Below are 13,057 nucleotides of genomic sequence, written 5' to 3'. Positions count from 1 at the left end.
TCCACAACATTTCAATCGGACACAAGGTACAACAACATGAGTAACACTAGCGAGACTACCGGGCAGTCTCAAAGCATTTCTAGCACTACCCCTTACCCGCAAGCCAGCCACATTTGCACACGCCACGGCACGGCAACCACTGAACAGGGGCAGCGCAAAGTGTATGCACGCCATACCTTTATCACCCGCGACCCGCACGACAAAGTGCTGCAATATTACAGTGAGCAATTCGGGCAACCCCGCGAACAAGCAGGCGCAGTCTGTTGGCAACAGGAAACCCAAAATGGCAACCAACATATTTTGGTGGAATTAACAGTGGAAGTGCCTGCGCAATCGGATCAGCTTAAACCACAAGAACAGGGGCAAACCTTAATCAAATCATACCGGGCGGTGACATCCGGTAATCAGGCGGGGTAGTCGTACAATTATCTGCGGAATAAAGCCGCTTGGCTTGCGGCACGCTGCGCTAGGCGGTTTTCACCTGCATACTGTGAAGTTATTAACGCAGTAACTCGCAGCAAAGAAATTGACCTGGTGGTAGAGACGCTGGGGTCTGATATTTATCACTTCCCCTTATTCACTCATGCTTTTTGCCAAGAAATCATTGAGTCGGCTGAACGGCAAGCGCAATGGTCGACGGATCGCCACAGTTTTTATCCAACTACGGATGTTTTGTTGCGCGACCTTGGGCGGGATGACATGTACCACAAAGTGTTGGAGGAGTTTTGTCACCCAGTAGCACGTCAGCATTGGCGCTTGGAAGGGCGACGTTGGCGGGAAACCATGGCGGAAGAAAGTTTCATGGCACGTTATCGTGCTGAAGATCAGCAATTGCTCTCAATACACCAAGATTTTGGTGATTACGCCTTGCATCACACACCCGCACGGTGGTCGCCCGACGACTAAGGGAACACGTTACATTTTGGTATCTTTCTGTCTGCGGCGGAATTTGTATGTGGATTGATTATGAATCTGGCGGCTGTAATGTCATTCCTTTCAAAATTGCTCTATAGTCATATTGTGCATACAATTAGGATGTAAGATGAAGATTGACTATGACCCGAAAAAGAACGCTTGGAACATTGCACACCGGGATTTACCGTTTGATTTGGTTGAGCATGTATGAACGACAATATCACCCGTGTTGAACACCTGACAGACGACAGCGGCGAAGTACGCGAACTGACAGCGGAAGATATGGCGGGATTCCGTCCCATTGGTGAGGTGTTGCCAGCACTGGCGCAAATCATCCAGAAACGTGGTAAGCAAAAAGCACCCACCAAAGAGCGGGTTACTATCCGGTTATCCTCTGAGGTGGTGGAATATTTCAGGGAAAGCGGCGAAGGCTGGCAGACAAGGCTAGATGAAGCACTGAAAGGCTACATTGCCGACCATCGAAAAGCGGCATGATTGCCAGCATCGAATCACCACCAATAGCCGGGCATTGTTCCGGCTTTTTTGTGGGCGTGTGTACTTAGTGCAGTTAGTGTACTTGCTATGTAAAAGGGAAAGGGGGGTGTGCGCATACGCGCCAACTTAAGCTTCTATCCCTCTGATTAAAAACGACTCATCCCCATTTCCCGGCATTGATTCAAATGAGGGGCTGAACAATGCCTCTCTATTTTAAATAGCATCTATATGGGGTTGCCACACCTTTTTTTCAAGAGGAAACAATGGGTTATGGGATTAAGTTGCCGCGTATGGGGGTTGTGCGTGTGCGTCTGGTAGCGAGTGGTTGGCAATATTAGCTCTTGCTTATATTTCCTGTATAATTTTGACGATAATCTCAGAATGAGGAATAAGTACACCAAGTACACAGAACGCCTATTACTTGCCCGTGAACATTACCGGCGAATCATGCCAAAAAATCAATGAGGGCATTTTTGAGGGAGTCAAAACAGAAATAGGACACCTGAAACCGTACCGTAAGGCGTGTTTCAACAAAAAAGGGTTACAGTGAAAACACTATAACCCTTTGATTTGTGTATGGTGGGCCGTGTGCGACTCGAACGCACGACCACCTAATTAAAAGTCAGATGCTCTACCGACTGAGCTAACGGCCCTGAGAAGAGCGGTATTATAGACAAAAACGTTTTGGGTTCAAGTCTTTTTTTCGATTTCGCTTAAACTTTTTCAAGTTTGCGCAATGATTCGGGCAAAAGCTTCAAATCGACCAACCCTGTGATTAATGCTTTGCCAAAGCTGGCTTCTTCCTCATACATCATTTGGTAGAATTGCACTTTCATGGTGAGCGCACTGCCCAACACAATGCCCGCAAAAGCAATGAATGAGCCAATCGCAAGAGTAGAAACGCCGGTAATGGCTTGACCAACCGTACAACCCATCGCTAAGACACCGCCAATCCCCATCAATGCTGCGCCTAATACGTGGTTAATGACATCACCTACCGAGGCAAACCATTCGATGCGGAAGGTGCGGCTAACCAATGCCCACGCCAATGAGCCTGCCATCACCCCGAAGAATGCCATCACGCCAAAGGTCAACAAGCTACTGTTGAAACCACCCGCTGCATAACCCACCGCTTGTGCCATCGGATTGATGAAGGTGAACGATTGTGCGCCCAGTGCTGCGCCAATCGCGGGTTTGCCTTCCTCCGATTCCGCCAGCATGTCCCATTCGCCGTAATATTGGGTGAGGGGATAAGGTTGATCGTCGATGCTCACGGCAATATTGCTGGTGACATACCAGGCGGCTAACACGCACAAACCGACCGCAATGCCGCCGAGCGCGAAATCACTGCTGCTGCGGAAATCTTTGGATTTAAACGCCAGCCACACCAGAAACAGCCCGATAATCGACCCAATCACCAAACGGGCGATCAAGGCATTGTCTTCGCCTGCAATGACGCTTCCCAAATCTTGGGAATTTCCCATATTGACGGCTAATGGGTTGAGCCAAGGGTAGAATAATAGCGAATACAAGGTTTTATCCGAGCCGGGGAATGGGTTCAGCATGAAATACCCCACCACCCCAATAATCAAGAACACGAAAATGGATTTGAGATTGCCCGCGCCAATGCGCACTAGACACTTATTCCCGCAACCCCCCGCGATCGTCATGCCGATACCAAACAGAATGCCGCCCAGCAGGTTTTCTGCCCAGATCAGTTGCCCGTTGCGGTAAGGCGGGTAAGAGCCGTTAGCGTTCACCAGCCCCACCATTTCCAGCAACACGACGCCTAGCAGGGCAACGCCAATGGCTAAACCCCAAGCGCGGAAACGCCCGGTATCGCCCATATTGATCCAATCGGATACCGCACCCATGGTGCAAAAATGGGTTTTATTGACGATTGCCCCCATGATGAAGGCAATCACAAAGCCCGCGATCAGCAAAAATGACTGCGCGGATGCAAAATTATCAAATATCATAACCTCTCCTCTAACTGTAGTGCAGAGGGGATTATAGGTTGATAAATCGCAAAGAAGAAAGCCTCTATGCCTTTAGGGTATGCCCGCTTTGCTGACATTGAATATGATGCGCTAACGGAACACCTTCCGGCTTGGTTTGCGCGGTTAACCAAATTTGGCTCATCACGCCTTTGCTGGTTTCCACCAAACTGTGCAGCGTATTATTGCTGCGTTCTGGGTCGAAGAATGCAAAGGGTTCGTCCAAAAACAGCATTTGTTTGTCGGTTTTGGTGGCATCGGCTAACGCATTTGCCAGTGCAATGCGCATGGCTAAGGCCACTTGGCGTTGCGTGCCGGTCGAAATTTCATTGAAATCGAGGTAATCGCCTTTTTCCTCCGACAACACTTTGAGACTGAAATCGGGCAAAATTTCCAGCGATTGGTAATGTGCTTGGGTGAAACGTTGCAGCAGTTCTGGGCAGCGTGTTTTGACCAATTGGTTGAAGCGTTCAATCGAGTGGCTGGCATCGCGCTTTAATAAGTCGATGGCGGTACTGGTGACGACGTGCTGGCGGCGTTCGTGTTCCAAAGCTTGTTCTTGCTCGGTTGCCAAGGCTTGTAAATGTGCGCGGTGTTCCAATTGTTGTTCGGCGGTGAGAATTTCGGCCTTCGCCGTGTCTAGGTGTTTTCCCAATTCGGCGCGACGGTTGCTCAGCCCGACATTGAGGGTATCCGCCGCGCTGTGCACGTAGAGGGCTTTGGTTTTGTACAGGCGCGTGGTGTGTATCCACTCTGGAATCGACGCCATGTCGGGATGGTTGGTGCTGGTGTCTGGCATATCGAGGTGTTTTTCCACCAAATAATCAACGCTATCGGTGTTGAGCTGGCGGCTAACCGGCTGGGTACAGGCTTGGTAGCTGTTTTCCATGGCAGCGGCGAGGTGATTGGCGTGGGTTTGTAGCGGGCGCAAGCGGCGCACTTCCACATACCAGCCGTAAACCAATAGCACTGCACCGACCAAGGCTGCAAGCGAGGCAAGGCGGATGGCCCCCCGCCCCAGTGTGTCTTGCCATGAGACCGAGAGATTGCCGAGCAAACCCTTGCCCCATTCGGGGGTGAACATCAGGAACAAGCCTACCAGCAATGCCAATAGGAAGACGACGAGGGTGGTTTTCGTCCAACGTCCGATGTTGCGCGTGCGTTGGTCAACGCTTTGAAAGGCGTCGAGATTATTGGGGTAGGCGAGTGATTCTTTGTCGAGCCGTTGCGCCATCAGGGTGAGTTGTTGCTGGCGATCTTCCACATCGGTGACGATAGCCTTGAGGCGCGGCAATTGGGTGTCATCAAGGTGAAACGTGTCGATGGAACGCAAAGTGTGTTTGCAGCGCCCTTCCATTTCCTTGAGCGTGTCGAGGCGTTCTTGTTGTTCGCGTTCCAATTGGTTGCTGAGGGTGGCGTGCTCTTTGAGTCCGGCAATGGCACGGAGGTTGTCGCTATCGCCTTCCTTGCTATGGCTGCTTTGTTGCCCCCAGTAAAACGCGGTAGAAAATGCGCCGTAATAGTAGCCAAACAGCGCTTTGAGTTGGCGTTCCACCGTTTCCGGGGTATCTGCCAGCGTGACTTCTTCTTCGGTGGAAAACAGGGTGGCGGCAACATTGCCCTCGGTGTCGATGGAGCGTATGAGCCGGTATTCGTGCCCCCGGTGTTGCAGGCGCAAGGCAACGCTGGCTTGGCTGGCTCCCCAGTGAATTAATTTGGAAGCGTCGGCGGGTTTTACTTGTTCGGTGCGCCCGAACAGGCCGAATTGGATGGCGTCGCCAATGCTGCTTTTGCCGGATTCATTGCCGCCGGTGAGCGCAATTAGGCCACGCTCTGGCAGGTTTTCCAGTTGCAGGTGTTGGTATTTGCGGAAGTTTTCGGCGTTAATGGCAGTGATGATCATCGAATTTACTCCATGTGCCGAGTGGCTTCGAGGCGGTTCACGACCAGTGCGACCGCGTCTGCATACACCTTGGGGTCGAAACCATCCGCGTGGGTATGGCTTTGGAAGTCTTGTTGGCAAAATTCCATGAAGCGCCGGGCGGCTGCGGTTTTCAATGGCACAGGGGGTAGCACCTGCGCGAGATTCAATTCAGGGGCTGGTTTGGGGCTTTTTTTGCCGAACATGCGCGTCTCCGCTGTTATTTAATGGGCATCCATGCCCGATAACTATATGCAAAAATGCGTAATTTTGCAGGAGAAGCTGTCAGTCTGATTAAAAAAAGAGGGGCTTAATGCCCCTCAGTCTTCATTTGATCCAAGCGTTCTTGCGCCAGTTTGCGAGTTTCGGCGTTATCCGGGAAGAAGCTGATCACGTCTTGCAAGGTTTTGCGGGCTTTTTCCCAGTCTTTCAGTTCGTAGAAACTGTAGCCGAGTTTGAGGGCGGCATCGGGGGCTTTGTCGCTGCCTTTGTGCTCTTTGAGTACCACTAAAAACTCTTCAATCGCGCCTTTGAAGTCTTTTTCAGCGTACAGCGCTTCACCCACCCAATACTGTGCGCTGGAAGCCAGCGGGCTTTTGGGATAGTCCTTGAGAAAAGCGCGAAATTCCGGCACGGCTTCTTTAGGGTCTTGCAACAAGGTTTTAAAAGCGTCGTCATACACCGAGCGCTCCTCGCGTTCAGGTGCTGGGGTTTTATCCGCTGTGGTGCTGGAATCCGGCGCTTTGCTGGTGCTGGGCGGTTCGGTGGTTTTATCAGTTGGACTATCGACGTTGGTATCGGTGGTTTTACCCGCGCCCGCCGGTGGGTTTTTGTCATCTGACTTGTCGGTGCCGTAGCTGTAGAAACCGTTGGGGTCGGGTTTGGTTTCTTTGGCTTTGAGTGCGTCTACATCGGCGTTATCGAGCACTTTGTCTGGCGTGGGTTCGGCTTTGTCGGCTTGAGCCGCTGTGTCTGGGCTGGCGTCTTGCAGTTTTTCAATGCGTTCATCGACTTGTTGGAAAGTGTCGCGCTGACTTTTCTGCACGATTTCTAACTCATTTTGCAGTTTTTCATTGTCACCGCGTAGGTTGCGCAATTCCTGCTCCAGTTCATTGACCCGTTGCAGTAATTGCACCGCAGCCTCATCCGAGAGCGGTGCTGCCCCGACAGGGGAAACCGCCAGCAGCGTAGCGACCAGAGCGCCGAGGACGCTGCGGTTTAGCTGGTTTTGCATCACATTATTCTCCGGCATATTTGATTTCGACGCGGCGGTTTTTACCCCACGCGCTTTCATTGTGCCCGAAAACCGCCGGAACTTCTTCGCCGTAACCGATGACTTCCATCTGGTTGCTGCTAGTGCCTTTGACTTGCATGTAATCGAGTACCGAATAACCCCGGCGCTCCGACAAGGCAACGTTGTAATCGCGTGAGCCGCGCTCATCCGCGTGGCCTTCCAAACGTACCCGCAGATTCGGATAAGCCGTCAGCAAGGAAGCATGAGCATTGAGGACGTTCATGTATTCCGGCTTGATGTCAGCGCGGTCGAGATCGAAATAAATAACCCGTTGCGCCAGAATGCTGCTGGGGTTGCGCAGCTCTGCCGGGGTGTATTGACCCGCGCCAGTCCCGTTACCGTAGCCATTCCCGTAATTACCACCCGTGCCGTAGCCGTCAGTGCCATAACCACCGCCTGCGGTACCGCCACCTGTGCCGTAACCACCGCCAGCAGTGCCACCCGTGCCTGCGGCATTCGGTGGAACTTGTTGACACCCGGTGATGCTCAACGCAGCAATCAGGACTGAAAAAGCCAATGTTTTCATTTTCATAACACTCATCTCGCTATTCATTAATCAAGATAGGGCGACCATGCGGGGTCGCGTACATCGCCCGCCTGTGAATACAGGCTTTGGTGGGCTTTGCCATTGTCACTGGCGACTGCCAAGGAGTTACGCCCACCGGCATCCGTCGCATACAACACCATCATGCCATTGGGGGAGATGGCAGGGGAATCGTCTTGGGTGCCGCGTGAAATGGTGCGTTCCTGTTTGGTGGCGGCATCCATAATGGTGATGCTGGACGTGCCGCCGCTTTGCCGTACCATCGCGACGCTATTGCCCGCGATGCTGGCTCCGGCATTGTAGCCGCCGCTGAATGACATCCGGCTTTCGCCGCCGCCACTGGCAGTGGTTTTGTAGAGTTGCGGTTGCCCGCTGCGGTCAGACGTAAACACGATGGTGTTGCTGTCGGCCCATTGTGGCTCGGCGTTAATGCCGCGTGTGTTGGTAATCTGGCGTGCGCCGCCACCATTCGCACCACTGACCACAATATTGTAATTACCGCGTTCGGCGACACTGTAAGCAATCGAGCGTCCATCCGGCGACCATGACGGGGAAATGCTGGAACGGTTCGGATCAGAAATGGTGCGCTTGCCACCGGATGCTAAATCTTGCGCATAAACCACGGGGCGACCGGTTTCATAGGAAACATACGCCACTTGCCTGCCATCCGGCGACCAACTGGGGGACATCACGGGTTTGCGCGAAGAGACGATGGTGCGCGGGGTAAAGCCATCGGCATCCGAGACGATCAATTGGTAGGTTTGATTTTTGGCAGGCCCGCTGGCGGAAACGTAAGCAATCCGCGTGTCGAATGCGCCCTTCACCCCGGTGAGTTTTTCAAATACCAAATCGGCGGCTTTGTGTGCCATGCGCCGTTCATTCGGGTGCGTGGGAATACGGAATGCGCCAGCCACTTGCCCGGTGCGCAGGTTGACCAGTTGCAGATTCATCTCACCGCTGTGACTGCCGACCACGGCGTATTCTGCGCCAGTGGCACGCAAAGCGTCGGGGGAAAAGTTGCCGCCTGCCCGTGCCGGATCCATCAGTGCAAAACGCCCACTGCGTTGCAGGTCAGCTTCGATGACTTTGGACATGGGGCTGAACGGCATCACAATGATGCTGGTTTCACCGACGGTGGCATCAATGTCGATGCGTGAGAATAACTCTTCAGCCGTGGAGGTAACGGGTAAGCCAAGCCCTGTGACGAGCAGGACGGATGCGAGTAAGGTTGTTTTCATGTGCATTGCGGTTAATCCATCGTGATAACGTGAGTATCGTTGTACAGTTCTTGGTATTCGGGACGTGGAAATGGGTCGGAACGTTGCACCGCTGATTTGATCGACTCGCAAAACGCGGTGCTGCCATCACAAGACAAGGTGAAACGCCGGATGCCACCCGATGGGCTAATGCCGAGGCGAATGGTGGCAGACATACCGAAGCGTTCGCCGGGTTTGTTCCAGTTGCCTTTGATTTTACGGTTGACGGCGGCTTTCCAAGCAGCGCGGGCAGCGTTTAATTCGCTATTGCTAGGGCCTGCATTGGCAGCGGCTGCGGCGGCACGACGGGCATCTTCTTCAGCGGCTTTGCGTTTGGCTTCGGCGGCTTTCCAGCGTTCACGATCAGCAGCCAATTGCGCTTCTTCCGCGTCAGCTTTTTTACGGGCAAGCGCTTCGGATTTGGCTTTGGCGGCTGCTTCGGCTTCTGCTTTTTCCGCTGCTTCGGCTTTTGCCTTAGCTTTGGCTTCCGCAGCGGCTTCTGCTCTTGCTTCGGCTTTGGCTTCCGCAGCGGCTTCTGCTCTTGCCTTGGCTTTAGCCTCTGCTGCGGCTTCTGCTCTTGCCTCGGCTTTGGCTTCCGCAGCGGCTTCGGCTTTGCTTTTTTCGCGGGCTTTCTTTTCTGCCAACGCTTTCGCTTCGGCTTCTGCCTTGGCTTTGTTGGCGGCATTGGCTTGTTTGCGTTCGGCTTCTTTTTCGGCGGCTAGGGCTGCACGACGCGCTTCGGCTCTGGCTTCCGCCCGGCGCCGCGCTTCGGCTTTGGCACGTTCTTCGGCTGCTGCTTCCTGACGCGCGGCGGCGGATTGTTCACGAGCGGCTTCTTTGGCTTTGGCGGCTTTGTCAGCGGCTGCTTGTTCGCGTTCGGCTTCTTTGGCTTTGGTTGCTGCCAGTGCTTTGCGTTGTGCATCGGCTTGCTGTTTGGCTTGTGCTGCCGCAGTGACCGCCGCCGCCGCGATGATGGCTTGTTGCTGGGCTTGCTCTTCCGCTTTTGCCTCCGCTGCTGCATCAGCCTTGGTTGGCTCGGCTTTTTCGGGGGAGGCATCTTCTGTCGCGGTTAATGCGGTGCGTTCTGGTTCGCTGGTATTGGGTTCTGCTTCGGGGGGAATGGGGGCGTCGGGCAGCGTGACTTCGACGGCTTTGCTTTCGGCGGTCTCTGGTCGGTCAGTCCATTGAAAGCTGAGCAATAATACGCCGACGATCAGGACGTGCAGCAGAATGGCCCAGAAGAGTGCTTGTGGTTTGTTACGTATTTCTTTAAACATGATCTTGTAGCCCTTCGCAGATCAGCTTACGGTTGGTCGGGCGGTGCAGGGTCAGCCATCAGGCCGATTTTTTTTGCACCGGCTTGTTGAACGGCGACCATCGCATTCATTAAATGCCGGTATTCAACCGTGCTGTCGGCTTTGACGTAAACGGGGCGCTCGGCTTTGGCGTCCAATTGGCTGCTGACGTAGGCGGTGACGTTGGCAGCCGGGACTTCTGAACCGTCATCCAAAAACAATTTGCCGCTGGCATCGACCGAGATGGTGAGCGGTTCTTGTTGGTTGTTGGCATCCAGTGGCTCGGCTTGGGCATCGGGCGCGTCGACCGTCACGCCGGTTTGCATAATCGGGGCTGTCACCATAAAGATAACCAGCAACACCAACATGACGTCGATGTAAGGAACCACGTTCATTTCTGCCATGATTTTACGGCGGCGACGCGGGCTGCTCATGCCAATTTCCTTTGGGTAACGGCATGGCGCTCCAGCAGAGCGGTGAATTCTTCGCGGAAATTGTCGTAACTCACCACCAAACGGTCGATTTTGTCACTGAAACGGTTATAAGCAATCACCGCTGGAATGGCCGCAAACAAGCCAATCGCGGTCGCAATCAGCGCTTCCGCAATGCCGGGGGCAACCACGCCGAGGGTGGCTTGCTGCATTTGTCCGAGTGAAATAAACGAGTTCATGATTCCCCATACCGTGCCAAACAAACCGACATACGGGCTGGTTGAGCCGACGGTAGCTAAAAACGCTAAATTCCTTTCCAACTCATCGACTTCTTTGGAAGCGGCAACACGCATGGAGCGTTGTACCGAATCCGTGACCGAGAGTCGTGAGGTCGGGTCGGTGTTAAGGGCGCGTTTGTATTCGTGAAAGCCGTCGTAAAAAATACGCTCCAGCCCACGCCGCTGTGTTTTCTGAGACAACTCTTCGTACAAGGAGTTCAGTGAAACCCCGCTCCAGAAGCGTTCTTCAAATTGGGTGACATTGCTTTGGGTGCTGTTAATGGTGCTGGATTTCACCATAATCAGCGTCCAGGATAGCAGTGAAGCCAATACCAGTAAGATCATCACGATTTTGACGACCAAGCTGGCATCCATGATCAGCTTGAGTATGGAGAGGTCTGTTGTCACTGAAGGAGTTCCCTGATTGCTGTTGGAATTGTCATTGAACGAAAGGTGCCCGTGTTGACACAGACTACTTTGACGCTGGCAGTTGTCAAGAGTTCACGCGAATTATTACGGCCTTCGCGCCAAATTTCTTGCTTGAATAGTAAACTAGCACGCCCGATGGTGTCGATTTTGGCGTTAACCAGTAAAGCATCATTGAAGCGGGCAGGCTTGCGGTATGCAATTTCCAGTCCAGCCACCACGAAAACAGCATTCAATTCTTGTGCCAATGTGTCTTGTTCAAAGCCTAAGGTGCGCAGCCATTCGGTGCGGGCGCGTTCCATAAAACGCAAGTAATTGGCGTGATACACCACCCCACCGGCATCGGTGTCTTCGTAATACACCCGCACTGGGAAGATAAATTCATTCAAATAGGTCAAAACTGTTGCCTGCTTGATCCGCTGGGGTCGCGTTTGGATTGAAACGGGCGGGGATATTTAGCCCGAAGTGTTGCCATGCATGGCGGGTCGCGACTCGTCCACGCGGGGTACGCATTAAAAAGCCTTGTTGGATGAGGAACGGTTCGAGCACATCTTCAATCGTGCCGCGTTCTTCACCAATCGCGGCGGCTAAGCTGTCTACACCCACTGGGCCGCCGTCAAATTTTTCCATCACGGCTAACAGTAGGCGGCGGTCCATGTGGTCGAAACCTTGATTATCCACATTGAGCATATTCAGGGCTTTATCTGCCATCTCCGTATCAATAATGCCATTGCCTTTGACTTGCACGTAATCGCGCACTCGGCGCAACAGGCGGTTGGCAATGCGTGGTGTGCCGCGTGAACGGCGGGCGATTTCTTGCGCTCCACCAGCGTCGATGTTGGCACCAATGATGCTGGCGGCGCGTTGCACGATGTAGGCTAAATCATCAACGTTGTAAAATTCCAAGCGTTGCACAATTCCGAAGCGATCCCGCAACGGCGAGGTCAGCAAGCCTGCCCGCGTCGTCGCGCCCACCAAGGTGAAAGGCGGCAGGTCGAGCTTGATGGAACGTGCAGCGGGGCCTTCCCCAATCATAATGTCGAGTTGGAAATCTTCTAAGGCGGGGTAAAGAATTTCTTCCACCATTGGGCTGAGGCGGTGGATTTCGTCGATAAACAACACGTCGTGCGGTTCGAGGTTGGTCAGCAAGGCGGCGAGATCCCCCGCTTTTTCTAAGACTGGCCCAGAGGTTTGGCGCAGGTTAGCGCCCATTTCGTGCGCGATAATGTGGGAGAGTGTGGTTTTACCCAGCCCTGGTGGACCAAAAATCAAGACGTGATCGAGTGCTTCGCCGCGATGACGGGCGGCGTGAATGAAAATTTCCATTTGTTCGCGCACCACGGGTTGCCCAATGTAGTCTTGCAAACGGCGCGGGCGGATGTGCTCATCAATGGTGGTTTCTTCGCGCTGATGCTGTGGCGAGAGGATGTGCGCTGCGGGTTTTTCCATAAGATTCAATATTTCAGTATTTATGTGTGTATTGAGTATTTGTATTTTAACGGTTTTCCACTGCCTCACGCCAGCGCATGATGATTCATTCATTTTATTGTTGAGTGCGATTTCCATGTCGATTTGTGTGTTGATAATGTGGTGAGTGATCGCTTGTTGAACAGTATGACGATGGTGAATTCAGTTGACAATCATAGGGCTTGATGATTGCCGCTGATTATAATTCAATCTATTTGTTTTATTTTTGTTCAAATCAGTCTGGCTGATAATCTAACAAGATCATTTACTTGTTTTCGATCAAAAAAATGCATCGAAAACTAAAAAAATCAACGGAAATTGTGAGGAAACGAACTATAGTTTGTCATTGAAAGCATTAAGGTTACTTGTTTCTATACGATTTACTTATGTAAAAAGTTGAAATTTCCTGCAATAATTTCGGCAAATATTGCGCAATTTTTGATTAGATAAGTAAATTTTAATACATTTTTTTGATGAAATACGCTCTTTCACGAGTAGATAGCGTTGCTATATTCCGATAAAACATTATACTTATGTTTATACATCAATTAAATGATGTATTTTGTGAAAGAGCAGAAGTGTCATAAGATTTTTCTATAGTTTGGAGTCTATCTTTGGGTTTGGCAAATTTTACTTATTAGTGTTTCTAGTTGTTTGCGCTTGCGCATAAGTATTTTTGCTAGATTGTTGATTGTGAGTGTAAATAATTTACCGTGAAAAGTGATTGATACCCATTGG

General features: G+C 52.1%; 14 protein-coding genes and 1 tRNA gene. 3 read left to right on the top strand and 12 right to left on the bottom strand.

Annotation, left to right across the window (positions count from 1 at the left end; translation table 11 throughout):
• Positions 1–36 precede the first annotated feature (36 nt).
• The 3 genes from HMY34_RS08695 (at position 37) to HMY34_RS08685 (ending at position 1,410) form a co-directional block, all read left to right on the top strand.
• A complete protein-coding gene (locus tag HMY34_RS08695; protein WP_202718849.1) occupies positions 37–417 on the top strand; it encodes a hypothetical protein in 381 nt (126 codons plus the stop codon).
• 12 nt (positions 418–429) lie between these two features.
• Positions 430–906, top strand: a complete 477-nt coding sequence (locus tag HMY34_RS08690; RefSeq protein WP_443080470.1) for a hypothetical protein — start codon at positions 430–432, stop codon at positions 904–906.
• A 216-nt stretch (positions 907–1,122) separates the two neighbouring features.
• On the top strand, positions 1,123–1,410 hold the full coding sequence (locus tag HMY34_RS08685; protein WP_202718847.1) for a BrnA antitoxin family protein: 288 nt from the start codon (positions 1,123–1,125) through the stop codon (positions 1,408–1,410).
• Between the two features lie 577 nt (positions 1,411–1,987).
• Here the strand turns inward: HMY34_RS08685 and HMY34_RS08680 are convergent.
• The 12 genes from HMY34_RS08680 to ruvB all read right to left on the bottom strand — a co-directional run bounded on the left by HMY34_RS08680 (position 1,988) and on the right by ruvB (position 12,301).
• Positions 1,988–2,063: transfer RNA gene (locus HMY34_RS08680), tRNA-Lys, on the bottom strand.
• A 60-nt stretch (positions 2,064–2,123) separates the two neighbouring features.
• Positions 2,124–3,389 (bottom strand): YeeE/YedE family protein, encoded by a 1,266-nt coding sequence (locus HMY34_RS08675; RefSeq protein WP_202718846.1) that lies wholly within the window; start codon positions 3,387–3,389, stop codon positions 2,124–2,126.
• A gap of 64 nt (positions 3,390–3,453) precedes the next feature.
• The gene (locus tag HMY34_RS08670) at positions 3,454–5,310 is read right to left on the bottom strand and encodes an AAA family ATPase (RefSeq protein ID WP_202718845.1); all 1,857 of its coding nucleotides are present in this window, start codon (positions 5,308–5,310) and stop codon (positions 3,454–3,456) included.
• A gap of 5 nt (positions 5,311–5,315) precedes the next feature.
• The gene (locus tag HMY34_RS08665) at positions 5,316–5,534 is read right to left on the bottom strand and encodes a hypothetical protein (RefSeq protein WP_202718844.1); all 219 of its coding nucleotides are present in this window, start codon (positions 5,532–5,534) and stop codon (positions 5,316–5,318) included.
• Positions 5,535–5,638: 104 nt separating this feature from the next.
• Entirely contained in the window at positions 5,639–6,562 is a 924-nt protein-coding gene (gene ybgF, locus HMY34_RS08660) for a tol-pal system protein YbgF (protein WP_202718843.1), read from the bottom strand.
• 4 nt (positions 6,563–6,566) lie between these two features.
• On the bottom strand, positions 6,567–7,154 hold the full coding sequence (locus HMY34_RS08655) for a peptidoglycan-associated lipoprotein (protein WP_202718842.1): 588 nt from the start codon (positions 7,152–7,154) through the stop codon (positions 6,567–6,569).
• Positions 7,155–7,174: 20 nt separating this feature from the next.
• A complete protein-coding gene (gene tolB, locus HMY34_RS08650) occupies positions 7,175–8,404 on the bottom strand; it encodes a Tol-Pal system beta propeller repeat protein TolB (protein WP_228288020.1) in 1,230 nt (409 codons plus the stop codon).
• 11 nt (positions 8,405–8,415) lie between these two features.
• Positions 8,416–9,699 (bottom strand): cell envelope integrity protein TolA, encoded by a 1,284-nt coding sequence (gene tolA, locus HMY34_RS08645; protein ID WP_202718840.1) that lies wholly within the window; start codon positions 9,697–9,699, stop codon positions 8,416–8,418.
• A gap of 26 nt (positions 9,700–9,725) precedes the next feature.
• Positions 9,726–10,151 carry a protein TolR gene (tolR, locus tag HMY34_RS08640; protein ID WP_202718839.1) on the bottom strand — a complete coding sequence of 142 codons (426 nt, stop codon included), beginning with the start codon at positions 10,149–10,151 and terminating at the stop codon, positions 9,726–9,728.
• A complete protein-coding gene (gene tolQ / locus HMY34_RS08635; protein WP_202718838.1) occupies positions 10,148–10,834 on the bottom strand; it encodes a protein TolQ in 687 nt (228 codons plus the stop codon). Before tolQ ends, tolR begins: the two co-directional genes overlap by 4 nt.
• Positions 10,831–11,250, bottom strand: coding sequence for a tol-pal system-associated acyl-CoA thioesterase (gene ybgC / locus HMY34_RS08630; protein ID WP_202718837.1), 420 nt, complete (start codon positions 11,248–11,250; stop codon positions 10,831–10,833). The genes tolQ and ybgC overlap by 4 nt, the downstream gene beginning before the upstream one ends.
• A complete protein-coding gene (gene ruvB / locus HMY34_RS08625; protein WP_202718836.1) occupies positions 11,234–12,301 on the bottom strand; it encodes a Holliday junction branch migration DNA helicase RuvB in 1,068 nt (355 codons plus the stop codon). The genes ybgC and ruvB overlap by 17 nt, the downstream gene beginning before the upstream one ends.
• Positions 12,302–13,057 lie beyond the last annotated feature (756 nt).

It is taken from the genome of Thiothrix subterranea, assembly GCF_016772315.1.
Taxonomy (GTDB): domain Bacteria; phylum Pseudomonadota; class Gammaproteobacteria; order Thiotrichales; family Thiotrichaceae; genus Thiothrix; species Thiothrix subterranea.
Note: the sequence above shows the minus strand (reverse complement) of the source record. Positions and strands in the feature narration are given on the sequence as shown.

Coding starts and splice junctions, on each gene's coding strand:
- tolR (WP_202718839.1), bottom strand. CDS start 10,151: ATGAGCAGCCCGCGTCGCCGCCGTAAAATCATGGCAGAAATGAACGTG.
- ybgF (WP_202718843.1), bottom strand. CDS start 6,562: ATGCAAAACCAGCTAAACCGCAGCGTCCTCGGCGCTCTGGTCGCTACG.
- HMY34_RS08675 (WP_202718846.1), bottom strand. CDS start 3,389: ATGATATTTGATAATTTTGCATCCGCGCAGTCATTTTTGCTGATCGCG.
- HMY34_RS08655 (WP_202718842.1), bottom strand. CDS start 7,154: ATGAAAATGAAAACATTGGCTTTTTCAGTCCTGATTGCTGCGTTGAGC.
- tolB (WP_228288020.1), bottom strand. CDS start 8,404: ATGAAAACAACCTTACTCGCATCCGTCCTGCTCGTCACAGGGCTTGGC.
- tolA (WP_202718840.1), bottom strand. CDS start 9,699: ATGTTTAAAGAAATACGTAACAAACCACAAGCACTCTTCTGGGCCATT.
- HMY34_RS08665 (WP_202718844.1), bottom strand. CDS start 5,534: ATGTTCGGCAAAAAAAGCCCCAAACCAGCCCCTGAATTGAATCTCGCG.
- HMY34_RS08685 (WP_202718847.1), top strand. CDS start 1,123: ATGAACGACAATATCACCCGTGTTGAACACCTGACAGACGACAGCGGC.
- ruvB (WP_202718836.1), bottom strand. CDS start 12,301: ATGGAAAAACCCGCAGCGCACATCCTCTCGCCACAGCATCAGCGCGAA.
- HMY34_RS08670 (WP_202718845.1), bottom strand. CDS start 5,310: ATGATCATCACTGCCATTAACGCCGAAAACTTCCGCAAATACCAACAC.
- HMY34_RS08695 (WP_202718849.1), top strand. CDS start 37: ATGAGTAACACTAGCGAGACTACCGGGCAGTCTCAAAGCATTTCTAGC.